A 22,470-nucleotide genomic window follows, 5' to 3' on the forward strand; every position below is an offset into this window, starting at 1 on the left:
CCCGGCGGCTCACGTCCTCCGGCGCACGAGGAGCCAGGTCGCGAGCGCGGCGACGGCGACGGCGAGCACGCCGCCCCCGATCCACAGGGCGTCGACGGGCACGGATGCCGCTGCGGCATCCGTGGGCTCCTGCTCCTGCTCGCTCGGGGCGCTGACGACCGAGTCACCGCCGCAGGAGCCCGCCTCGGCCGTGCCCTCGGCGAGCACGACGCCTGCGGCGGGCTGCCAGTCGAACGCCCAGCTTCCCGAGATCGGGTGGCCGTCGGTCGAGACCACCTGCCACGTGACGGTGTACTCCCCCGGCTCGCCGAGCTGCACCTCGGTCGCCGCGGTCGCGCCGGCGACCTCGGTGCAGCCGTCGCCGTAGTACGCGCCGTCGGGGCCCTGCACCAGGAGCGTCGAGCCGCCGACGTCGAGCAGCTCGTCGTTCGTCTCGAGCGAGATCGTGCCGGGCTGTTCGGTGACGACCGCGCCCTCGGCGGGCGACATCGCGATCACGTGGTTGTGCGCCGACGCCGGCAGTGCCGGCACCACGGCGAGGGCAGCGGATGCCGCAAGCACGAGCATCGCGCGCGTCGTCTCGCGCATCACGCGCGTCGTCTCGCGCATCACGCGCCCGATCGGGGTCGACGCGCATTGAGCGCGAGCACGATGCCCACGACACCGACGATGAGGCCGCCGATGCCGAGCACGCGGGCGATCACGTCGTCCGAGCTGCTGGCCGCCGCGGCATCCGTCGTCTGTCCATGGCCACCGTCTGCGGCGTGCTCTGCCGATCCGGTGTCGTCGGTTGCCGCGGCCTGTCCGTGCTCGTCTCCGGTCCCCTCGGTGACGAGGATCGCCGGGGCAGGGCTCTCGGGCTCGGCGGCACCCTCCTCGGCGAGCTCGTTCCAGTTCGTCTCCCCCTCGACGCAGGTCTGCAGCACCGGGAACGCCAGGGTCTCGCCCGCGGCGTCCTCGGGCAGACGCACGGAGAGCTCGATCGCGTCGCGGTAGCCGTCTTCGACTGGCGTGATCGCGGTGTAGACGACCCGGGCGGTGCGGTCGCCCTCGGCGACCTTCTCGATCGTGTAGTTCGGGTGCAGCGTGGGCGAGACGGATTCGATCGACTCGGGGATGTCGATGGCGAGCGCCGTGGTGGGCGAGCCTTCGCAGCCGTGGCTGTAGGCGAAGGTGAGCACGGTGTAGCTGCCCGCGGCGGTGCCGCTGGGCGTGACGGTGACGTGGGCGCTGGCCGCGAGCGGGGCGGCGAGGGCGAGCAGGGCGCCACCGGCGAGACCGGCGGCGGTGAGTCGTGCGATACGCATGGTCGTGTGTGTACTTTCGTGGTCGTTCCTGCAACGTTCGTGCGTCGGCAGGGGAGGTCGTGGAAGCGCTGTGCCGCGTCAGCGCGCGGCAGCGACCACCGGAGGACCACGTGACGAGATGGAGGCAGGAAGCACCGCGCCGATCAGCTGCGTATGGTCGGCGCGGGCCGCGATGCGGGCGGGCGCCACGAGGGTCGGCGCGGGTGTCGACACGAGCCGTCGCACGAAGATGAGTACCGAACGCCGGAGGGCGTCGAACGTAGCGTCGCCGAGTGCGAGCGCGGCGATGGTGAGCACGGCTGCCATCAGGTGCGCAAGCGGCATGAGGGCGTGGCCGTGATCGACGATGGGCAGCGCAGTGATCGCGTCGAGCTGCGCTGCGGCGCTCTGGCCCGCGGTGGCGTGGCCGATGTGCGAACTCGTCACGGCAGGTGCGGCGACGGACGCCCCGCCGAGCGCATAGCAGACGTGCAACGCCGACTGGGCGACGAGCGCCGAGATCGACGTACGGAGGAGTTGCGCGCGCGCGCCGGCCAGCAGCATGGCCAGTGGCAGAGAGAAGGCGAGGGCGAGCAGCACGGCGAGCGGACCTGGAGGCGCTCCGCCGCCGACGGTGTGCGCGAGCGACGCCACGAACGTCGCGAAGGCGGCGATCGTCGCCCCGCGACCTGCGCGTGCGCCCCGTGAAGTCACCCTCTCAGCCTAATCCCAGTCGACCGGCTCGCCGCCCGCCGCGGCCTCATGCCGAACGGCCCTGGGCTCGCGCCCAGGGCCGTCCGGGATCTCACGACCTCAGGAAGTCATCCTCCGGATCGGCCTCAGCCGACGGTGAGCGCGAACGAACTCGTCGTTCCCGTCGGCGTCGTGATGACGAACCGCTCGACCCCGGCCGCGCCCGCCGGGATGGCGAACGTCACCGTCGCCATGCCGATCTCGTCGAACCTCGGTGTGTACTCACGGACGACCGTGCCGGTGCCGAGCTCGACGCCGTCGAGCGAGATGGCCACGGTTCCGGCACCCGGCTCGCTGCGACTGAAGTCGAGCGATGACAGGTTGACCGTCACCTGGTCGCCGACGTCGTAGCCGTCGGCGTCGGGCGCTGAGACGACCACGCCGACCGCGCGCTGCGCGAGGTCGGGAGACGCCGTGCCGAACGCCTCGAACCAGTCGACCATCGCCTCGAGATCGATCTTGCCGCTGTCGGACTTGTTCGTGCCCTGTGCGAGCGTGGCGAAGTTGTCGCCGCCCGACGCGAGGAACGAGTTGGCACCGACGGTGTACGTGGCGGCCGGGTCGATCGGCACGCCGTCGAGGAACATCTCGGTGATGTGCGATCCGTCGGGAGCCGTCGGGTCGTACGTGTACGTGAATGCAGCGTTCACGCCGAGCTTGAGGAACGGACGGCTCGCGCCGGCCGGCTGCCACTGCTGCTCCAGCACCTGCTTGATCTGGGCTCCCGTGAGATCCATCGTCACGAGGGTGTTCGCGAACGGCTGCACCGTCGCGGCCTCGCGGTAGGTGACCTCGCCCTGATCGATGTCGGCACGCAGGCCCCCGGGGTTCATGAACGTGATGTCCACGTCTCGGGTGCCGTCGACCTCGAGTGCCCACAGCTGCACGTCGGCCACGAAGTTGCCGAGCGTCGACTCGCCACCGCGGTTCTCGACGAATGACACCGCCGGATCCGAGGCGACCGCGCGTCCGAGCGGTGCGGTGGTCTCGCCGACCACGACGCTGCCGAGCTCATCGGCGACGACCTTGGCCTCTGCGACGATCTTCGCGACCCTCCGGTCGTCCGCATAGAGCGGCTCCCCCGTCGGGCTCATGAGCGGCATGATCGTGTTCTCCATGCTGACGATCGAGTCGCTCTTGCGATCCCAGACGATCTCCATGTTGGAGAACTTCTCGCCGTACTGGCCGCTCGAGATGACGGGGCGACCGTCGATCACGTGGTTGTAAGCGAGGTGGGTGTGGCCCGAGACGATCGCGTCGATGTTGTCGTTCGCGCCGAGCACGATCTTGCCGAAACGGGAGTTCGGGTCGGTCGCCGACTCGATGCTCGTGGTCGCGGCGCCCTCGTGCACGAGCATGATGACGATGTCGGCCTCGCCGTTCTTCCTCTGCCCGTCGCTCAACTGGTCGGCGACGCGGTTCGCGGCCTCGACCGGGGACCCGACGGTGATGTCGGCGATGCCGGCAGGGCTCACGAGCGATGGCAGCTCGTCGGTGACGGCGCCGACGAATCCGATCGTCACGCCCTTGAACCGCTTCAGCCAATACTCGGGCAGGGCCGGCTCACCGGTCGCCTTGTCGTAGATGTTGGCGCCGAGGTACTCCCAGTCGGCCATCGGCATCACCCGGTCGGTGAGGTCGGCGAAGCCCTTGTCGAACTCGTGGTTGCCCACGGCACTCACGTCGAGTCCGGCGGCGTTCAGCGCCTCGATCGTGGGCACGTCCTGCTGGATGAACGACGTGAACGTGGAGGCGCCGATCAGGTCGCCCGCCGCGGCGAACACGGTGTGCCGGTTCTCGTCGCGGATCTGCTCGACCGCCGTGGCGAGTGCCGCTGCGCCGCCGGAGCTCCCCGACTGCTCGATGCGACCGTGGAAGTCGTTCACGGTGACGAGGTTGATCTCGACCGTCTGGCCCGGCTTGTCGGGCTTGGCCGCCGCCGGGGTGGCCTGCGCGGCCGCTGCACCGCCAAGGGTGAGGGCGATCGCGGTCGCCCCGGCCAGCGCCCCCGCAGCAAGCCGCTTTCGTGTCGTCGTCGATGCGTGGGCGCGATCGACTTCCGCGCCACTGGAACGTTGATGCATTCCGTTGTCTCCTCTGCGAGTCGCGCCGAGGAGCGTCGGTGATCCCCGGGCTGTGCGCGCCCCCGCGCGATGCTGGGGACTCTCGTAGCCTAGGAGCGCTCATCGGCCCTGCCAAGGGGTCGGAGGCATTGATCCGGTGCTCGTCGCCCGTTGTTCCCGCGGGAGCGCTCAGATGAGCACGATCCGGCACGACGGCCGCGCAGATGCGCATTCGGGCGTCGCCGGGTGCTACTCGACCAGCGGGGCGCCGAGTGCTGCTCGACCACCCGAGGGGTCAGAGCCGCACGATCTCGGTGACGCGCACCACCGCCGCACCCTCCTCGGCGGATGCCGCGAGGTCGACCTCCGCGCGGATGCGCCAGTCGTGGTCGCCCGCGGGATCGTCGATCGTCTGCTCGACCCGCCAGCGGCCCGACGCGGCATCCGTCTCATCGATCGCGACCAGCCGAGGCGAGCGCGCGGCGCCGCCCGTGAGGATGTCGTCGTGCTCGGCGTAGTAGCGGTCGAGCGCGTCGGGCCAGCCGGCGTCGGGATCGAGCTCGGCGAGCTCGTCATCGCGCTCGAGCGCCGCGAGCTGCACCCGGCGGAACAGCTCGTTGCGCACGAGCACCGTGAAGGCGCGGCGATTCGTGACGACCGACGGCGGGGCCGGCGGAACTACCGCCTGCTCGTCCTCGGGCAGGTGGCTCGTCGGGTCGACCAGCTCGTTCCACTCGTCGACGAGGCTCGAGTCGACCTGCCGCACGAGCTCGCCGAGCCACTCGATGATGTCGAGCAGCTCCTCGTCCTTCGCGTCGGCGGGCACCGTCTGGCGGATGGCGCGGAACGCGTCGGAGAGGTAGCGCAGCACGAGTCCCTCGCTGCGGGCGAGTTGGTAAAACGACACGTACTCGCCGAACGACATCGACCGCTCGAACATGTCGCGCACGACCGTCTTCGGTGAGAGCTCGAAGTCGCGCACCCACGGCTGGCTCGACGCGAACGTCTCGAACGCCTGTGCGAGCAGCTCGTCGAGGGGCTTGGGCCAGGTCACCTCCTCGAGCGCCTCCATGCGCTGCTCGTACTCGATGCCGTCCTGCTTCATCGCGGCCACCGCCTCGCCGCGGGCCCGGTACTGCTGCTGCGAGAGGATCGGTCGCGGGTCGTCGAGGGTGGACTCGATGATCGACACCACGTCGAGTGCGTAGTGCCCGGTTCCGACGCCGTCGGTCCCTGAGCCTGCCGAAGGGCCCGGCGCCTCGTTCGGGTCGAGCAGTTCGATCGCCGCGAGCGCGAACGGCGAGAGCGGCTGGTTGAGCGCGAAGTTCGGCTGCAGGTCGACGGTGAGCCGGATCTGCACCGCGGGCTGACGGTCGCGATTCGCTTCGGGGGTGCTTACCGGCCATCCGGATGTCGCGGTCGCGGCGTTCGTGGCCGGATTGCACCCCGGGAACGCGGAAGGGAGCGCGGGGACGATCTCGACCACGCCCGCGTCGCGCAGCGTGCGGAAGATCTCGAGCGCGCGATGCGCCAGCTCGAACTGCCGCGCCCGCGGCTCGTGGTTGTGGAACACGAGCGAGCGGATGTCGCCGATCACGTCTCCACCGCGCGCGATCACGTTGATCAGCATCGCGGCGGTGAGCCCCAGCTGCGGCACGAGCGGCTCGGGTTCCGCGGCGACGAGCCGGTCGAAGGAGCCCTCGCCCCAGGTGATCTGGCCTGCCGGCGCCTTCTTGCGCACGACCTTCTTCAGCTTCTTGGGGTCGTCGCCCGCCTTGCGGATCGCGAGGTCGTTCTCGATCTCGTGGTCGGGGGCGAGCACGACGACGGTGCCCGCGGTGTCGTAGCCGGCGCGGCCCGCCCGCCCCGCGATCTGGTGGAACTCACGGGCGCTGAGCTTGCGCATCCGCTGGCCGTCGTACTTGGACAGCGCGGTGATGAGCACCGACCGGATGGGCACGTTGATACCGACGCCGAGGGTGTCGGTTCCGCAGATGACCCGAAGGAGGCCGCGCTGCGCGAGCGTCTCGACGAGTCGCCGGTAGCGGGGCAGCATGCCGGCGTGGTGCACGCCGATGCCCGAGCGCACGAGTCGCGACAGCGTCTTGCCGAACGCCGTGGTGAAGCGGAACCCGCCGATGGCGTCGGCGATCTCGTCGCGCTGCTCGCGGGTGACGACCCGGATCGACGACAGCGCCTGGGCGCGTTCCATGGCCGCCGCCTGGGAGAAGTGCACGATGTACACGGGGGCCTGGCGGGTCGCGATGAGGTCCTCCACCGTCTCCTGCACGGGCGTCTTCGCGTACGAGAAGTGCAGCGGCACCGGGCGGTCGACGCCCGTGACCCGGGCGGTCTCGCGGCCGGTGCGACGTGTCAGGTCGTCGGCGATGTCGGTGACGTCACCTAAGGTCGCCGACATGAGGATGAACTGCGCCCGAGTGAGGGTGATCAGCGGCACCTGCCAGGCCCAGCCCCGCTCGGGGTCGCCGTAGTAGTGGAACTCGTCCATGACGACCTGGTCGATCGCGGCATCCGGCCCTCGGCGCAGCGCGAGGTTCGCGACGATCTCGGCCGTGCAGCAGATGATCGGGGCATCGGGGTTCACCGAGCTGTCGCCAGTGACCATGCCGACGTTCTCGGCGCCGAAGATCTCGACGAGCTGGAAGAACTTCTCGCTCACGAGCGCCTTGATGGGCGCGGTGTAGTACGAGCGGCCGCCCCGGGCGACGGATGCCGCGTGCGCCGCGACCGCGACGAGCGACTTGCCAGTGCCGGTGGGCGTCGACAGGATGACGTTGGCGCCCGAGACGATCTCGATGATCGCCTCGTCCTGCGCGGGATAGAGCGCGAAGCCGCGAGCCGATGCCCAGTCGACGAAGGCGTCGTACATCGCGTCGGCGTCGTACGGGCGCGGGGCGCGGCTGAGGAGGGGCTCGGTCATCCGTCCGAGTCTGTCACGACGCGCCGTCTGCCGTGCGAGGCGGCTCGCTGGCCTCGGGCCGGCCCGACGAACGAGAAGGGGGGAGCCGGCCGCACCCCGATGTCGGGTCGAGATGCTGACCGGCTCTCCGATCGCCTGCCGCAGTGACAGTTCCCCCTGCGGTCCGCGGCCCGACGATCGCTTCTACGCTACGAGCGGAGTGCGGGCGACGGCATCAGGGCTACCCCTGAACTACTTGATCCGCACGTTCGCCGCCCACTAGCGTTCGCAGAGATGTCGCCCGGCGCCGGCGCGCACACACCGACCCAGGAGGATCCACATGCTGATCGCCCCCGACAAGGGCACCGAGTCGGCGACCGAACCCGAGCCCGGCACCTTCGACGCGGCGCTCGTGGTCGTGCACGGCATGGGCGACGCATACAAGAGCCAGATACTGCTCGAATGGGCCGAGCCCATCCTCGAGCGCATGGACTGGATCGCCCGCGACCGGGTGATCGGCGCCGACGAGCGCCACGGCGTGACGATCCACGACTCCGACCTCTCGGGAGACGTGCCGATGGTGACCGCCACCGTGCGGTTCCCGAAACGTCGCGATCCGAACGCACCGGATGCCCCGGACACCCCGGTCGAGACCGTCGAGCGCAAGGTCGCGATCCTCGAGGCACGCTGGTCGGAGTCGTTCGTGCCGATGACGCGCGCGCAGGTGTTCCGCTGGGCGGTGCCGTTCATGTGGCGCGCGATCACCCGCAGCCTCGGCCTCTTCCTCGGCACCATGGTGCTGCTGCCGTGGATGACGCTCGTGCACCATCTCACGGCCCCGCGCGAGCGGCTGCTCGTCAAGGTCATGCCGCGCACGATCAACGTCATCATCGATTCGATCCGGCTCGTCGTGTCGACCGCGGCGTTCATCGTGACCTGGGTGTTCCTCGTGCTCGTCGGCGTGATCCTGACGCCGATCCTGCCGCTGCTGAGCCCGCTGCTCCTGATCCCGTGGTTCAAGGACATCGCACAGGCCGTGCTCGATGGGCTCGTCGAGTCGATCGGCGATGTCGCATCGTGGAAGGAGCGACCCGTGCGCGCCTCGGCGATGCGCCTCGTCGTGCGCGACGCCCTCGCCCGGGCGAAGGAGCTCGTCGGCGACGGCGACGTGCACCTCTTCGCCCACTCGCAGGGCGCGGCGGTCGCGACGTTCACGCTGTTCGAGGAACTCGACCCCGCCGAGTTCCACGTGCGCCGCCTCACGACGGTCGGCGCCGCGGTCGTGCTGCTCGGCCGCGAGAGCTGGCAGGGCCGCAAGGACGCGTACACCCCGGTGCAGACGTGGATCGACCGTAACCGCGACGCCGCACCGAAGGATCGCGTCGCGTGGGAGAACCACTGGGCGATCTGGGACCCGTTCTCGGCGGGGCCGATCGCCGACACGTCGGCCGCCGCGCGCAAGCGCTGGCGGGCGGCGTACTTCCCATCGGCCGACACCGTCGCCGACGGCCCCGAGGAGCATGCCGTGCACAACACGAGCCAGCCGTTCCTCGACCACGGGATGTACTTCGCGAACACCGTGCAGGTGGTCGAGCCGACCGCGCGCCACCTGCTGGGCCCCGACTTCCCGAATGTGCCGAGGCCGGTCGACTACATCCGCAACCGGCTGGTCGTCATCGACAAGAAGTCGCTCGGACTCTCGACGATCGCGGCGGTCGTCATCGCCGCGATCACGCCGGGGCTGCCCGCGGCATCCGTCGCCTTCGCCTGGCTCATCACCGCGGTGGCGACCGCGATCGGGTCGGTCATCGCGTTCTTCACCGCGGCCGATGCCGAGACCTCGGTCACCGCCGCGGTCGGTGCGGTGTCGTTCCTCGTCACCGACGGGAGGCTGTCGGCGATCGGCTGGGTCGTCGCCTCCGCCCTGCTGCTCGCGCTGCTCGTGTGGCTCAACCAGCTCATGCAGAAGCAGACCGAACGCTCCATCGTGTGGGACCGCTGCCCGCTCGACGTGCGCACGTGGCTCGTCGTGACCGCGATCCCGCGGGCGCTCTACGTGCTCGTCGCCGCGCTGGTCGTATGGTTCGCCCTCCTCTCGTGGACCACGCCGCGGCCCGGAGCCGGCTGGATGGTCTTCTGGGCGGCGGTGCTCGTGATCGTCGCTGGGTTCGTCATCCTCGAGCCCCGGTTCGCGCCCGCACCCGTGATCGTGCCGGCGCACCCTTCGCCCGAGCGGGCCACGGTGCTCCCGCCGGCCGAGCCGATGCGACTCGGCGTGGCGATCGCGAGCGATGAGTACCGCTCCGAGCTCGCCGCCCGACGCGCGAACCTCCAGCCCGAGGGCCTGTGGGCGGCCTGGTGGGCGAAGCACTTCCACCACTGGTCTCCGGATGCTACGGGGACCTCGACGCCCGGACGGTAGGCCGCCACACCCCCGCCGGGTCGCCCCCCGTCACGAGCTCGACCACCGCCTCGATCAGGCGGAACGGCACGAGCGCGACGAGATGCAGCGCGATCAGCGGGGTGAGCACCGCGGTCGGGTAGTTGAGCACGAGCATCAGCGGGGCGAGCCCGCCCCACGGCAGCGCGGCGAGCGCCGGCAGCAGCGCAAGCGCCAGCCAGGCGGGGTGCCAGAACGCGGCGACGGATGCCCCGACCACGACGAGCGTGCCGACGACGGCCTGCACCATGAACACCACGCCGGCGGCACCGCCGAACTCGCGCTCCCGGTCGGCCGCCACCCACGCCCACATGAGCCATGCGCGGAGGAGCGGTACGCGCTGTTCGCGGAGCGCGGTGCGCAACACGCGGTCGTCCTCACGACGCTGTGCGAGCGCTGCGCGTCGGTCGCCGAGCCGGGCTGCGACGGCCGAGCGATCGTCGTGCAGCACCGCGGGCGCCGACTGGCGGCCGTAGCTCGCGATGAAGCTCCACAGCCACATCGGAACCGACGCGAGATCGGTGACGCGGCCCGGGGCCACGGCGTAGTGCCGTTTCGACACCGGATCGTCGTAGCCGAAGCCGGCACGGAGCACGAAGCGGTGGTCGTCGGCCGGCCGCTGTGCGAGCAGCAGCTCGTCGAGCGGGCGGCGTCCGTCGGCGGTTCGGAACGGCATGTGCTCTCCTTCGGTTGCCACCATCCTGCCGACTTGCGTCAACCGAGCAGCAGCGCCACAGCGAGCAGCGCCGGGACCGATCCGATCGTCGTGAGGAAGACCGTGTCGCGGGCGACGATCTCGGCGGTCTCGTAGCGTTGGGCGAAATTGAAGACGTTCTGGGCGGTGGGCAGTGCCGCGAGCACCGTCACGGCGTACAGCTCGATGCCGTCGAGCCCGAACACGAACCGCCCGAGCGTCCACGCGACCACGGGCATCGCGACGAGCTTCAGCATCGTCGCGAGCAGGACATCGCGACGCCCCGTGCCGGGCTCGAACAGTCGCTGGCCGTGCAGGGAGAGGCCGTACGCGATGAGCATGAGCGGCACCGCGGCGTTGCCGATGAGCTCGATCGGCTCGAGCACGATGGGCGGCAGCTCGATGCCCGACACGGCGACGAGCACGCCCAGGAGCGAGCCGATGATGATCGGGTTCGTGAGCGTCGAGCGCACGATGGCCCGCGCCGAAGTTCGCCCCTCGACCCGCGCGCCGAGCACCGCGAGCCCGACGGGCGCGAACAGCAGCAGCTGGAGCAGCACGATGGGCGCGGCGTAGGCGGCGTCGCCGAGCATGTACACGGCGATCGGGATGCCGAAATTGTTGCCGTTGACGTACCCGGCCGAGAGCGAGCCGATGACGGTGCGGGCGAGACCGCGCCGCCAGACCACGAGCGAGACGAGACCGAAGACGAGCATCATCCCCGCGGCCGCGAGCGCTGAGACGGGCAACAGGGCGGAGAACAGCGCCGCGACGTCGGCGGTCGCGAGCACCGAGAACAGCAGGAACGGCGCCAGCACGTTGAAGTTGAGCATCGCGAGCACCGGACGGGCACCGGGGCCGAGCACGCCCGTGCGACCCGCGAGCCAGCCGACGAACACCGCGAGCGCGATGACGGCGAATCCCGTGAAGATCTGGATCATGCGCGCAGGCCCACCGGCCGAGAGGTGCGCGCATGGTTCATCGCCTCGACCCTACCTCTCGTTCTCGACCGCCGATCCGGTACGCACCTAGGCTCTGACATGCACGCGGAGTCGGACCGGAGGGAAGACGATGGCGAGAGCAGTCGAGCACCACGACGGTTCGGACCGCCGTGCTGCCGCGGCATCCGTGCCCCTCGAAACCGTCGACGCGTGGTGGCGCGCGGCGAACTACCTGAGCGTCGGGCAGATCTACCTCATGCGCAACCCGCTGCTCGTGCGGCCGCTCGAACCCGGCGACGTCAAGCCGCGGCTGCTCGGGCACTGGGGCACCTCGCCCGGGCTCAACCTCGTCTACGCGCACCTCAACCGTGCGATCGTCGAGCGCGGAACGCCGACGCTGTACGTGTGCGGTCCGGGGCACGGGGGACCCGCGATGGTCGCCAACGCCTGGCTCGACGGCACCTACTCCGAGCTGTTCCCCGGCGTGACCTTCGACCGGCGGGGCATGGAGCGGCTCTTCCGCCAGTTCTCGTTTCCCGGCGGCATCCCGTCGCACGCCGCCCCCGAGACGCCGGGCTCGATCAACGAGGGCGGCGAGCTCGGCTACTCGCTCATGCACGCCTACGGTGCGGTGCTCGACAACCCGGGACTCGTCGTCGCGTGCGTCATCGGCGACGGCGAGGCCGAGACAGGCCCGCTCGCCGCGAGCTGGCGCGGTCACGCGTTCCTGAACCCGATGAGCGACGGCGCGGTGCTGCCGATCCTGCACCTGAACGGCTTCAAGATCGCGAACCCGACGCTGCTCGCGCGCATCACCGAGGGCGAGTTGGTCGACTTCTTCCGCGGCAACGGCTACGAACCGCTGCTCGTCACGGGCGGGTTCGACGGCGAAGACGTCATGTCGGTGCACGCACGCATGGCCGACGCGATCGACGTCGCCTACGATCGCATCGCCGACATCCGAGCGGATGCCGCGGCCGGCGCCTTCGGCGACCTGCCGCCGCGCTGGCCCGCCATCGTGCTGCGCACCCCGAAGGGGTGGACGGGGCCCGACGTGGTCGACGGCGTGCAGGTCGAGGGCACGTTCCACGCGCATCAGGTGCCGCTCGCGGAGGTACGTGAGAACCCCGAGCACCTCGCGATGCTCGAGGACTGGCTGCGTTCGTACCGCCCCGAGGAGCTCTTCGAGGACGACGGTCGCCCGGTCGCCGGGTTCGACGCCCTGCGTCCCCGGGGCGAACTGCGCATGAGCGCGAGCCCGCTCGCGAACGGCGGCGTCGCCCGGCGGCTCTCCCTGCCCGCCACCGCGCCGTTCGCGGTCGACGCCTCGCCCGGCGCTCGCGGCGGCTCCGCCGAGGCGATGACCGTGTTCGGTCGCTGGCTGGTCGAGCTCATCCGGGAGAATTCCGACGACGTACGGCTGTTCGGTCCCGACGAGGTGCTGTCGAACCGGCTGGGCGCGGTGTTCGACGTCACCTCCCGGGCGTGGGCGGCGCAGCTGCATCCGCTCGACGAGCACCTCGCCCGATCGGGACGCGTCATCGAGGCGCTCAGCGAGCACCTCATGCAGGGCATGCTCGAGGGGTACCTGCTCACCGGGCGGCACGGGCTCCTCACGAGCTATGAGGCGTTCATCCACATCGTCGACTCGATGTTCAACCAGCACGCGAAATGGCTCGAGGAGGCGTTGGATGTGCGGTGGCGGGGCGACCTCGCGTCGCTGAACCACCTGCTCTCGTCGCACGTGTGGCGGCAGGACCACAACGGGTTCTCGCACCAGGATCCGGGATTCCTGAACGTCGTCGTGAACAAGCAGGCCGGGGTCGTGCGGGTGTACCTCCCGCCCGACGCCAACACCCTGCTCGCTGTCATGCGCCACGTGTTCGGCACGCGGAACCGGGTCAATGTCGTCGTCGCCGGCAAGCAACCGCAACCGCAGTGGCTCTCGGCCGAGGAGGCCGATGCGCACGTCGAGGCTGGGCTCGGCGTGTGGGCGTGGGCGGGCAACGAGCCCGGTTTCGAGCAGGCGGATGCCGCGGCATCCGTGCCCGACGTCGTGCTGGCGTGCGCGGGCGACGTGCCGACGATGGAGGCGGTCGCGGCCGCACAGCTGCTGCGCGACCGCCTGCCCGACCTCGCCGTGCGCGTCGTGAACGTGGTCGACCTCATGCGCCTGCAGGACCCGTCGCACCACCCGCACGGCATGCCCGATCGCGAGTTCGACGCGATCTTCACGCGCGAGCGCCCCGTAATCTTCGCGTTCCACGGGTACGCGTCGCTCATCCACCAGCTCGCGTACCGCCGCACGAACCACGCCAACGTGCACGTGCGCGGCTTCATCGAGAGGGGCACGACGACGACGCCGTTCGACATGGTGCACCTCAACGAGCTCGACCGGTACCGGCTGGCCCTCGACGTGCTGCACCGCGTGCCCGACCTCGCCGCCCGCCCCGGTGTCGCCGAGATCGCCGACGAGTGGCACGCGGCCCGCGCAGCCGCCCGCGACTACGCCTACGAGCACGGTGAAGACCCCGAGTGGATCACGGGGTGGGAGTTCCGGGCCTGAGCCTCGTCCCCCTCATCCGTCACCAGCGGGCGTGCACCTGCGTGCGGATCTCGCGGTCGTAGAGTTCGCGAACGGATGCCTCGAAGTCCTCGGGCAGCTCGATGGAACCCCCGGCGGCGTTCGCCCGCGCCTGCTCGGGACTGCGCGCGCCGGGAATCACCGAGCTCACCCCCTTCTGCATGGACACCCACGCGAGCGCGACCTGCGCGGCCGTGCGCTCGGGCGCGGCCTCGTGCGCGAGCTCGGCGAACTCCGCGGCCGCGCGCACGCCCGTCTCGTAGTCGACGCCCGAGAAGGTCTCGCCGACGTCGAACGACTCGCCCGTGCGGTTGAAGCTGCGGTGGTCATTCGGCGCGAAGCGGGTATCGAGCGTGTACCGTCCCGAGAGCAGGCCGCTCGCAAGGGGCACGCGCGCGATGATGCCGACGCCGGCGTCCCACGCGGCGGGCAGCACCTCGTCGAGCGGCTTCAGACGGAAGGCGTTCAGGATGATCTGCACGGTGGCGACGTTCGGCCGCGCGACGGCCGTGAGGGCCTCCTCGACCTGCTCGACGCTCACGCCGTACGCGGCGATCGCACCCTCGTCGACGAGCGTGTCGAGCGCGTCGAAGACGCGGTCGTCGGAGTACACCGCGGTCGGCGGGCAGTGCAACTGCACGAGGTCGAGCGTGTCGACGCCGAGATTCGCGCGAGAGCGGTCGGTCCAGGCGCGGAAGTGCTCGAGCGAGTAGTTCTCGTGCTCCTGCGGCATCCGTCGCCCCATCTTGGTGGCGACCGTGACGCCCGAGCCGGGATGCTCGCGCAGCCATCGGCCGATGAGTGTCTCGCTGCGCCCGTCGCCGTAGACGTCGGCCGTGTCGAAGAAGGTGACGCCCGCGTCGTGCGCGGCGTCGAGCACGGCGAGCGCTTCCGTCTCGTCGACGTTTCCCCAGTCGGCGCCGAGCTGCCAGGTGCCGAGCCCGATGACGGAGACGGTTCGGTCGGTGCGGCCGAGCGTGCGGGTCTGCATGATGGGGTTCCTCCGTTCATCACGCCTTCGCCGGCGAGTACCGGGTGGCCGACCAGGCGCCGCCGATCGCGCTCACCTTGGTGTCGCGCCATCCTGCCGATCTCATCACGTCGCGCACGGCGTTGTCGCCCGGGGCGGCACTCTCGCGTCCCTTGCCGTGCACGACCCACACCTGCGTGGCGATGCCGCACTCGCCGAGCCACACGGGCAGCGCCGCGAGCTCGGCGTCGCCGCGCACGACCACGACGACCACGTCGGCCTCCCACGGCGGCAGGCGCGCGGCATCCGCCAGGGCCTCCTCGAGCTCGGGGCGGGGAAGCTCGCCGCGCACCGCAACCGTCTCGTCGTGTGCGACGCCGAGCTTCTCGGCAAGCGACGGCGGCGGCTTCATGAGCGCGTCGGCCCACGCGCGCGCGGCCGCGCCGAGCCGGAATCGATACGTGCGTCCCTCGGCCACGAACGAGACGACGCCGTCGGCCACCTCCACCTGCGACCACGCGGAGCGCGCAACGCGGGCGCGCCGCTCTCCGGAGATCTGCAACTCGGCCGACTCGAGGTGGAGCGTGACGGCAGCACCGCCATGCTCGCCGATCCAGATCGCCTTCGCCTGCCTTCCCATGCATCACCCCCGCATCATGATCGTCGCGGGCGCCGCCGGATGCAATGCCCCCAAGGGGTGTCATGCACGGCGAGCGGATGCCGCGGGCCGACCCCCGGTGAAGGGGCCGGCCCGCGGCATCCGCTCGGTCGACTCAGAGCTCCTGCTCGGCACCGAAGCGCTGCCGCGCCTCGACGGGGATGAGCGGATGCTCCGCGCGGGCCGTGATCTGCTGCACCGCCCACGAGTTGCCGTCGGGGTCCTCGAATCCGAAGAACGTGCCGCCGTCGCGCGGGTCGATGACCTGGATCTCGCTCGCGTCCACGCCGCGGCCCACGAGCTCGGCGCGCGCCGCTTCGGCGTCGGCGACGACGAGCTGGATGCCCTTGAGCGAGCCGGGCGTCATCTCCCGCTGGGCCGGCAGCGTGCCCATGACGATCGAGCATCCCGATCCGCGCGGCGTGAGCTGCGCGAACCGCATCTCGCCCATGACGGTGTCGTGGTCGAGGTCGAAGCCGACCTTGTCGCGGTAGAACTCGATGGCGAGGTCGATGTCGCTGACCGGGAGGATGACGACCTCCAGGGTCCAGTCCATGATGTGCTCCTGTCTCTCACTGGGGGGTGACGGATGCCGCGGCATCCACTCGCTCAGGCCGCGAGCAGCGCGTCGAGGCGCTCGTAGCCCTCGCGCACGCCTTGCTCCATGCCGCTCGCGGCCATGCCGTCGCGCGACTCGACGGTGGGGTACACCGAGTGGATCTTCAGCCGCGAGCGGCCGTCGCCGAGGTCTTCGAACGTCATCGACTCGATCGCGACGACGTCGGGGAAGCCCTCGAACTCGAACGTCTGGATGGCGAACTCGTTCTCGCGGACGGTGTGGAAGGTGCCGTTGAACGCCCAGGACTCGCCCTTCGGGTCGACGTGCACGTAGCGGTAGCCGCCCTTCGACACGAAGTCCCATCGCTCGACGGTCATCTCGTAGCCGTTCGGCCCGAGCCACTTCGTGATGAGCGCGGGGTCGCGGTGTGCGTTGAACAGCGCTTCAACGGGAGCGTCGAACTCGCGCTCGATCTCGATGAAGGGAAGCCCTTCGGGGACGTTGATGCTGACGGCGTTGGTGGCGGTGTTCATGATCTCGTCTCCTTCTGTGCTGCGCCGGGTTTCGTGCCGGCATCGGATGCCGCGGCGTCGGCGCCGCGGTCGGTGGCGAGCAGCGCGTCCAATGCGCGGAACTGCTGCTCGTGGATCAGCCGGTAGCGGTCGATCCACGCGGTGAGCGCTTCGAGCTGAGCCGCCGCGAGGTGCACGGGCCGGCGTTGCGCGTCGCGCGTGCGCGTGACCAGCCCCGCCTGCTCGAGCACCTGGATGTGCTTCGACACGGCCTGCTTGGTGATCTCGAACGGTTCGGCGAGCTCGTTGACCGTGGCCGGCCCGCGGCTCAGGCGGGCGATGATGCGGCGGCGAACCGGGTCGGCCAGCGCCATGAAGGCGCGGTCGAGGCGGTCGTCGGCGCTCGGATCCACGATCATCGCGCCTCCAATCAACTATTTCTTTGATCAACCGATTGATTGATTATAGAATAGGCCGCGTTCGTGCCGCCGTCAAGCGTTTCCGAGCCTTCGATTCTGAGACACGCCAATGGGGGGAGTTCAGCTGAGGCCGATCGGCAATAGCGTGAGCGCACGCACTCTCGCGTCAATGAAAGGAGCCCATCGTGGCAGGATCTCGGCCGGGCGGCGTCACCCTCGTCGCCGTCCTCGCATGGATCAGCGGTGCGATCCAGATCATCTCCGGCATCGTCGTGCTCCTGGGCGCCGGCAGCGTGGCGGTCGCCGCGACCGCCGCGTGGGTGGCGATCATCATCGGCATCATCACGATCCTCGTCAGCCTCGGACTGTTCCGCGGCAGCAACGCGGCCCGCATCATCGTGACGATCGTCTTCGTGCTGAACCTGGCCGCGGCGATCTACACGGCCATCGCCGCGCCGAACCAGCTCTGGTCGGCGATCATCAGCGGCGTTCTCGCCGTGATCGGCCTCATCCTGCTCTACACCGCTCGCGCGAACGAGTTCTTCCGAAGCTGAACGACGACAACGGCGGCCCGCTTCGCCGGGCCGCCGTTTCGCCGCCCTGAATCGATCGGCACGTGAAGCGACTCGCCGACGATTCGGCGGTATCGTCCTCCCATGACGCACACCACGCCCCCCGATCGGGCCGTCGGATCGGGCCGCGCACTCGTGCTCGCACTGCCTGCGATCATCCTCGGTGCGCTCGCCGTGCTGTTCTACGCGGCCGTCATGGTCACCGGTGGGGTGGGCTACATCCTGCTGCTCTCACCGGCGGTCGTCGTCGTCTGGCTCTTCGCGCTCGGGTCGAGCGTGCTCGCCGTCCTGAGCCTCCGTGCGTCCCGCACCCCGGTGACCATCGCCGCCGTGATCATCGGCGCCGCGGCGCTCCTCGCCAGCCTGGCGTTCGGCGTGGTCACCGGCTTCCGCATCCTCATCTGACGGCACGGCGTCACCGCTGTCGCCCGGTGCGCCCGGTGTGGTGGGATGACCACATGGATATCACGGTGGCACGCAGCACCGGCCTCACCACCGCGGAGGTCGCGGAGCGTGTCGCCCGCGGCGAGACGAACGCGTTCGAAAGCCCCACGAGCCGCAGCGCGTGGAGCATCGTGCGCGCCAATGTGTTCACGCTCTTCAACGGGATCATCGCCGCGTGCTTCGTCGTGCTGCTGCTCATCGGCCGCTGGCAGGACGCGCTGTTCGGCTTCAGCGCGATCGCGAACACGATCATCGGCTCGGTGCAGGAGTTCCGCGCGAAGCGCGCGCTCGACAAGCTGGCGCTGCTGCACGCGCCGCACGCGCGGGTGCTCCGCGACGGTGAGGAGCAGGAGGTCGCGCTCGGCGAGGTCGTGCTCGGCGACCTGCTCGTGCTGCGGGCGGGCGACCAGGTGGCCGCGGACGCCCGGGTCGAGGCATCCGAACGGCTGCAACTCGACGAGTCGATGCTCACCGGGGAGTCCGATCCCGTCGACAAGGGCCCGGGCGACGCCGTGCTCTCGGGGTCGATCGTGATCGGCGGCGGCGGCACCGCCGTCGTCGACAAGGTCGGCGCCGACTCGTTCGCGAACAGGCTCTCGAGCGAGGCCAAGCAGTTCTCGCTCGTGGCATCCGAGCTCCGTGCCTCGATCAACCGGGTGCTCGGCTGGATCGCGTGGATCGTCGGCCCCGTCAGCCTGCTCGTGCTGAACGCGCAGATGGCGACGAAGGGCGGCTGGGCCGAGGCGATCGAAAGCGGCGCGTGGCAGGATGCCGCGGTCGCATCCATTGCGGCGATCGTCGCGATGATCCCGCTCGGCCTCGTGCTCATGACGAGCATCGCATTCGCGGTCGGCGCCGTGCGGCTCGCGAACCGCAAGGTGCTCGTGCAGGAGCTGCCCGCCGTCGAGGGGCTCGCCCGGGTCGACCTGATCTGCCTCGACAAGACCGGCACCCTCACCGAGGGCGACATCGTCTTCGACGCCGCGCATGCGCTCACCGACGCGCCGCCCGCGGCGTGGCAGGACGTGCTCGCCTGGTACGGCGCCGAGCCCGAGGCGAACGCGACCGCACGCTGCCTCGTCGAGCCGTACCCGGTGCAGCGGATGCTCGAGCCCGAGGCGCGCATCGCGTTCTCGTCGGCCCGCAAGTGGAGTGCGGTCGGGTTCCCGGGCGCCGGCACGTGGGTGCTCGGCGGGCCCGAGATGGTGTTCGCGGCGTCGGGCGACGACCAGATGACGGATGCCGCAGCCGGCACGTCGCGGGCCGGAATCCGCGTGCGGGCCGCCGAGCTCGCAGCCACCGGCCGGCGGACCCTCGTGCTCGCGCACAGCCCCGAGGAGCTCACGCCGGAACGTGCGGACGCGGAGCGCCTGCCCGGCTCCCTCACCCCGGTCACGTTGCTGACCTTCCGCGAGAGCGTGCGACCCGATGCCCGCGACACCCTCGAGTTCTTCGCCGAGCAGGGTGTGGCCGTGCGCATCATCTCGGGCGACAACCCCCAGACGGTCGCCGCGATCGCACGCGAGGTCGGCGTCGACGCGGTCGACGGCTTCGACGCCCGCGAGCTGCCCGGCGACCTCGACGAGCTCGGCGAGGTGCTCGAGCAGCACCTCGTGTTCGGCCGGGTCACGCCGTCGCAGAAGAAGGACATCGTCACCGCATTGCAGCGCCGCGGCCACACCGTCGCGATGACCGGCGACGGCGTCAACGACGCGCTCGCCATCAAGGAGGCCGACATCGGCATCGCGATGGACTCCGGCTCGGCCGCGACGAAGGCCGTGGCGCGGCTGGTGCTGCTGGATGGGCGGTTCTCGCGCCTGCCCGGCGTCGTGGCCGAGGGGCGGCAGGTCATCGCGAACATCGAACGCGTGTCGATGCTGTTCCTCACGAAGACCGCGTACGCGACGGGGCTGGCGGTGATCTTCGGGGTGATGCTGCTGGAGTTCCCGTTCCTGCCGCGGCAGTTGTCGGTCACCGACGGCCTCACGATCGGCATCCCCGCGTTCTTCCTCGCGCTGATGCCCAACCGGCAACGGTACGTACCGGGGTTCCTCCGGCGCTCGCTGAGCTTCGCGATCCCGGCGGGGATCGTGATCGCCCTCGTGCTCGCGCTCTACAGCCGCATGGCCCTCGACGCCGGAATCCCCGAGGCCGAGCTCCGCACCGGGTCGACGCTCATCCTCGGCATCGTCGGGCTCTGGGTGCTCATCGTGCTCTCCCGGCCGATCGACGGGTGGAAGATCGTCATCATCGGCGCCATGATGATCGGCCTGGTGCTCGTCTACGCGATCCCGATCGTGGCGGACTTCCTGCAGTTCGTCGAGCTCAGCCTCACCAGCGCGCTGCTCGTGATCGGGGCATCCGTCATCGCGATCGCGGGGATCGAGGTCGTTCGGTTCGTGCACCGGCGGGCGGTGGCGCGTATGGTGGCCACCACGGCGCCGGCGCTCGTCGCGACGGTCGGCCGGTCGGGGGTCAGCCGGCCGGCGCCGGCGCACCGCGCCGCGACCGGCGGAAGAACTCCGCCCCCCGCCCCGCCCACAGCGCGAGGATGACGAGCCCCGCGACGACACCCCCGATCACGAGCGACCACACCGCCGACGCGTCCGTCGGTCGCACCACGACGTCGATGACCGAGACGAGCACCGACAGCGACACGAACACGGTCACGAAGATGCGCGCGGAGTTGCGCCCCCGCGTGAGGCCCGAGGCCATCGCGATCGTGAGCAGGCCGAGGAGGATCATCGCCGCGCCCCAGAGCGTGATCGCGAGCGCTTCGCCTGCGCGGCGAACCTCGTCGTCGTAGCGCAGCAGGATGAGCACGAGTCCCGCGAGGATGTCGAGGATGCCCGAGACATAGGTGAGCACGACGACGACGATCACCAGCCCGGGCACGCGTGGCCGGGAGGATGCCTCGCTCATTCTCGCCTCCCACTCCGTCCCGCCTATGGGACCCCCGCGTCCAGCATACGAGCGAGCGGCCCGTGGCCGCCGACTGCTACCGTGCGAGCATGAGGCGCGTCGACGACCAGTCCAGCGGTGGCACCGCCTCGCCGGCTGCAGGCAGCGCCTCGCCGGCCGCAACGGGAGTGGTGCTGATCGCGATGGCGATCGCCGTGTGGTGGCCGGCCTTCACCCTCGGGGCGTGGCATGTGGTCTTCTTCGATCAGATCCTCACCGTGTGGGCCGCGTCGACCGCGGCGCTCTTCTTCGTCGTCTTCGATCGTCGGCCGCAACGGCGGCGCGTGCTCAAGGCGGTTGCATTGTTGCTGCCCAGCGTGTGGATCGTGCTCACGTTCGTCGAGTTCGGCGTTCGCGACTGGGTGACGCTGCTGGCCGATGCCGTCGGATTCGTCGCGGTGCTCTTCGCGATCCCGTTCACGATCTGGATCCTCGTGCGGGTGATGTGGCCGGAGTTCGGGAGCGGGATCTCGATCGGGTGGCGCTGGGGCATCGCAGGCGCGATCGCCGTGATCGCCGTCGGCTCGTTCCTGCTCGGGCTCAACCACCCGCTCTTCCTCACGTGCGAGGACTTCGCGATCAGCGGGAACTCGGAACCGCCCGGCTGCACGCCGCTGCAAGACCTCGAGTGATCCCGAGTGCGACGAGCCCGCGACATCCGCTCGTCGTCGAGGGATTGCGGCGCCGCCGAAGACCGGGCAGCATCGCCGTGACGGCACACCGAGTCGAGAGGTCGCATCATGGTCATACTCAACCCCTACCTCAACTTCAAGGACGACGCGAAGGAGGCGATGGAGTTCTATCGTTCGGTCTTCGGCGGCGAGCTCACCTCGAACACGTTCGCGGAGTACGGGCAGGCCGAGGACCCGGCCGATGCCGACAAGATCATGCACAGCCAGCTCGAGTCCGACGGCATCGTGCTGATGGGCGCCGACACGCCGAGCTTCCTCGAGTACACGGGCCCGGGCAACGTCTCGGTCTCGCTCTCGGGCAGCGCCGACGAAGACGCGAAGCTCCGCGGCTACTGGGAGAAGCTCTCGGGAAGCGGGTCGGTCACCGTGCCGCTCGAGGTTGCGCCGTGGGGCGACGCGTTCGGCATGTGCGTCGACGGCTACGGCATCGCCTGGCTCGTGAACATCGCCGGGAACCGGGAGTAGACACGCGGATGCCGCGGTGCGCCCGAGGGCAGCGCCGCGGCATCCGATTCGAAGCGTCAGTCGAAGAGCTCTGAGAGCCAGCTCTCCTTCTTCTTCTTGCGGTAGTAGCCCTGGTCGCCGTAGCCACGATTGTCGTGGCCACGGTTGTCGTACGACTGCTGCGGGTATGCCTGCTGTCCATAGGCGGGCGCCTGCGGCGGGGCGGGCGGCGCCGCGGGGGGCGCAGCCTGCGCCCGGTCGCCGTACTCGCGAGCGCCGCGCTCGACGATCTTGTCGAGCTCGCCGCGGTCGAGCCACACGCCGCGGCACGTCGGGCAGTAGTCGATCTCGATGCCGCTGCGTTCGCTCATCACGAGCACGGTTCCGTCACTGGGGCACTGCATGGGGCTCCTCCTTCGGGTCTTCTTCGAGCCTACGGAACGAACCTCGGAGGATGCCCCGGATGCGGGGCCGGTGGTGCCGCGCCGCCTGATAGGCTCCGCTTCTCATGCCAGGTGCAGGGGCGAGCGGATGCCGCGGCGCGCCTCACTTGGAGGC

The 22,470-nt window shown here is 70.3% G+C and carries 21 protein-coding genes; 7 read left to right on the forward strand and 14 right to left on the reverse strand.

All coding sequences use genetic code 11. The features are described 5' to 3' along the window. Positions 1-9: 9 nt before the first annotated feature. The 5 genes from ACFWN7_RS15360 to ACFWN7_RS15380 all read right to left on the reverse strand — a co-directional run bounded on the left by ACFWN7_RS15360 (position 10) and on the right by ACFWN7_RS15380 (position 7,043). Positions 10-609: a copper resistance protein CopC gene (locus ACFWN7_RS15360; protein ID WP_376939715.1), complete on the reverse strand. Its 600-nt coding sequence runs from the start codon at positions 607-609 to the stop codon at positions 10-12. Continuing rightward, a complete protein-coding gene (locus ACFWN7_RS15365; RefSeq protein WP_376939716.1) occupies positions 609-1,307 on the reverse strand; it encodes a YcnI family protein in 699 nt (232 codons plus the stop codon). The genes ACFWN7_RS15360 and ACFWN7_RS15365 overlap by 1 nt, the downstream gene beginning before the upstream one ends. A gap of 78 nt (positions 1,308-1,385) precedes the next feature. After that, on the reverse strand, positions 1,386-2,000 hold the full coding sequence (locus ACFWN7_RS15370; RefSeq protein WP_376939717.1) for a hypothetical protein: 615 nt from the start codon (positions 1,998-2,000) through the stop codon (positions 1,386-1,388). 125 nt (positions 2,001-2,125) lie between these two features. After that, positions 2,126-4,123, reverse strand: a complete 1,998-nt coding sequence (locus ACFWN7_RS15375; protein WP_376939718.1) for a bifunctional metallophosphatase/5'-nucleotidase — start codon at positions 4,121-4,123, stop codon at positions 2,126-2,128. 274 nt (positions 4,124-4,397) lie between these two features. Further along, positions 4,398-7,043 (reverse strand): DEAD/DEAH box helicase, encoded by a 2,646-nt coding sequence (locus ACFWN7_RS15380; RefSeq protein WP_376939719.1) that lies wholly within the window; start codon positions 7,041-7,043, stop codon positions 4,398-4,400. 319 nt (positions 7,044-7,362) lie between these two features. On the opposite strand from ACFWN7_RS15380, the gene ACFWN7_RS15385 reads away from it, so the two are divergent. Next, the gene (locus ACFWN7_RS15385) at positions 7,363-9,444 is read left to right on the forward strand and encodes a hypothetical protein (protein WP_376939720.1); all 2,082 of its coding nucleotides are present in this window, start codon (positions 7,363-7,365) and stop codon (positions 9,442-9,444) included. Here ACFWN7_RS15385 and ACFWN7_RS15390 read toward each other — a convergent pair. Both ACFWN7_RS15390 and ACFWN7_RS15395 read right to left on the reverse strand, forming a co-directional pair. Continuing rightward, a complete protein-coding gene (locus ACFWN7_RS15390) occupies positions 9,416-10,138 on the reverse strand; it encodes a DUF1353 domain-containing protein (RefSeq protein ID WP_376939721.1) in 723 nt (240 codons plus the stop codon). The genes ACFWN7_RS15385 and ACFWN7_RS15390 overlap by 29 nt on opposite strands. 38 nt (positions 10,139-10,176) lie before the next feature. Further along, positions 10,177-11,097 (reverse strand): AEC family transporter, encoded by a 921-nt coding sequence (locus ACFWN7_RS15395; RefSeq protein ID WP_376939722.1) that lies wholly within the window; start codon positions 11,095-11,097, stop codon positions 10,177-10,179. A gap of 130 nt (positions 11,098-11,227) precedes the next feature. Between ACFWN7_RS15395 and ACFWN7_RS15400 the strand changes: the two genes are divergently transcribed. Beyond that, positions 11,228-13,663, forward strand: a complete 2,436-nt coding sequence (locus tag ACFWN7_RS15400) for a phosphoketolase (protein ID WP_376939723.1) — start codon at positions 11,228-11,230, stop codon at positions 13,661-13,663. Between the two features lie 19 nt (positions 13,664-13,682). Here the strand turns inward: ACFWN7_RS15400 and ACFWN7_RS15405 are convergent, their stop codons facing one another. The 5 genes from ACFWN7_RS15405 to ACFWN7_RS15425 form a co-directional block, all read right to left on the reverse strand. After that, a complete protein-coding gene (locus tag ACFWN7_RS15405; protein ID WP_376939724.1) occupies positions 13,683-14,672 on the reverse strand; it encodes an aldo/keto reductase in 990 nt (329 codons plus the stop codon). A gap of 19 nt (positions 14,673-14,691) precedes the next feature. Next, positions 14,692-15,291, reverse strand: a complete 600-nt coding sequence (locus tag ACFWN7_RS15410) for a hypothetical protein (RefSeq protein WP_376939725.1) — start codon at positions 15,289-15,291, stop codon at positions 14,692-14,694. A 133-nt stretch (positions 15,292-15,424) separates the two neighbouring features. Then, positions 15,425-15,865, reverse strand: coding sequence for a VOC family protein (locus ACFWN7_RS15415; protein ID WP_376939726.1), 441 nt, complete (start codon positions 15,863-15,865; stop codon positions 15,425-15,427). A gap of 53 nt (positions 15,866-15,918) precedes the next feature. Then, positions 15,919-16,401 (reverse strand): SRPBCC family protein, encoded by a 483-nt coding sequence (locus ACFWN7_RS15420; RefSeq protein ID WP_376939728.1) that lies wholly within the window; start codon positions 16,399-16,401, stop codon positions 15,919-15,921. Further along, entirely contained in the window at positions 16,398-16,799 is a 402-nt protein-coding gene (locus ACFWN7_RS15425) for an ArsR/SmtB family transcription factor (RefSeq protein WP_376939729.1), read from the reverse strand. The genes ACFWN7_RS15420 and ACFWN7_RS15425 overlap by 4 nt, the downstream gene beginning before the upstream one ends. A gap of 185 nt (positions 16,800-16,984) precedes the next feature. Here ACFWN7_RS15425 and ACFWN7_RS15430 point away from each other — a divergent pair, with 185 nt between their 5' ends. The 3 genes from ACFWN7_RS15430 to ACFWN7_RS15440 all read left to right on the forward strand — a co-directional run bounded on the left by ACFWN7_RS15430 (position 16,985) and on the right by ACFWN7_RS15440 (position 20,370). Next, positions 16,985-17,353, forward strand: coding sequence for a hypothetical protein (locus ACFWN7_RS15430; protein WP_376939730.1), 369 nt, complete (start codon positions 16,985-16,987; stop codon positions 17,351-17,353). Between the two features lie 102 nt (positions 17,354-17,455). Beyond that, complete coding sequence (locus ACFWN7_RS15435; protein WP_376939731.1) at positions 17,456-17,776, forward strand: hypothetical protein; 321 nt, start codon at positions 17,456-17,458, stop codon at positions 17,774-17,776. Between the two features lie 53 nt (positions 17,777-17,829). After that, a complete protein-coding gene (locus ACFWN7_RS15440) occupies positions 17,830-20,370 on the forward strand; it encodes an HAD-IC family P-type ATPase (protein WP_376939732.1) in 2,541 nt (846 codons plus the stop codon). Here ACFWN7_RS15440 and ACFWN7_RS15445 read toward each other — a convergent pair. Beyond that, entirely contained in the window at positions 20,291-20,737 is a 447-nt protein-coding gene (locus tag ACFWN7_RS15445; RefSeq protein WP_376939733.1) for a hypothetical protein, read from the reverse strand. The genes ACFWN7_RS15440 and ACFWN7_RS15445 overlap by 80 nt on opposite strands. A gap of 89 nt (positions 20,738-20,826) precedes the next feature. On the opposite strand from ACFWN7_RS15445, the gene ACFWN7_RS15450 reads away from it, so the two are divergent. Next, a complete protein-coding gene (locus ACFWN7_RS15450) occupies positions 20,827-21,408 on the forward strand; it encodes a hypothetical protein (RefSeq protein WP_376939734.1) in 582 nt (193 codons plus the stop codon). 105 nt (positions 21,409-21,513) lie between these two features. Further along, positions 21,514-21,933, forward strand: a complete 420-nt coding sequence (locus ACFWN7_RS15455; protein WP_376939737.1) for a VOC family protein — start codon at positions 21,514-21,516, stop codon at positions 21,931-21,933. A gap of 56 nt (positions 21,934-21,989) precedes the next feature. Here ACFWN7_RS15455 and ACFWN7_RS15460 read toward each other — a convergent pair whose 3' ends face one another. Then, the gene (locus ACFWN7_RS15460) at positions 21,990-22,316 is read right to left on the reverse strand and encodes a zf-TFIIB domain-containing protein (RefSeq protein WP_376939735.1); all 327 of its coding nucleotides are present in this window, start codon (positions 22,314-22,316) and stop codon (positions 21,990-21,992) included. Between the last annotated feature and the right edge of the window lie 154 nt (positions 22,317-22,470).

This window comes from Agromyces sp. NPDC058484 (genome assembly GCF_042720415.1).
GTDB lineage: Bacteria > Actinomycetota > Actinomycetes > Actinomycetales > Microbacteriaceae > Agromyces.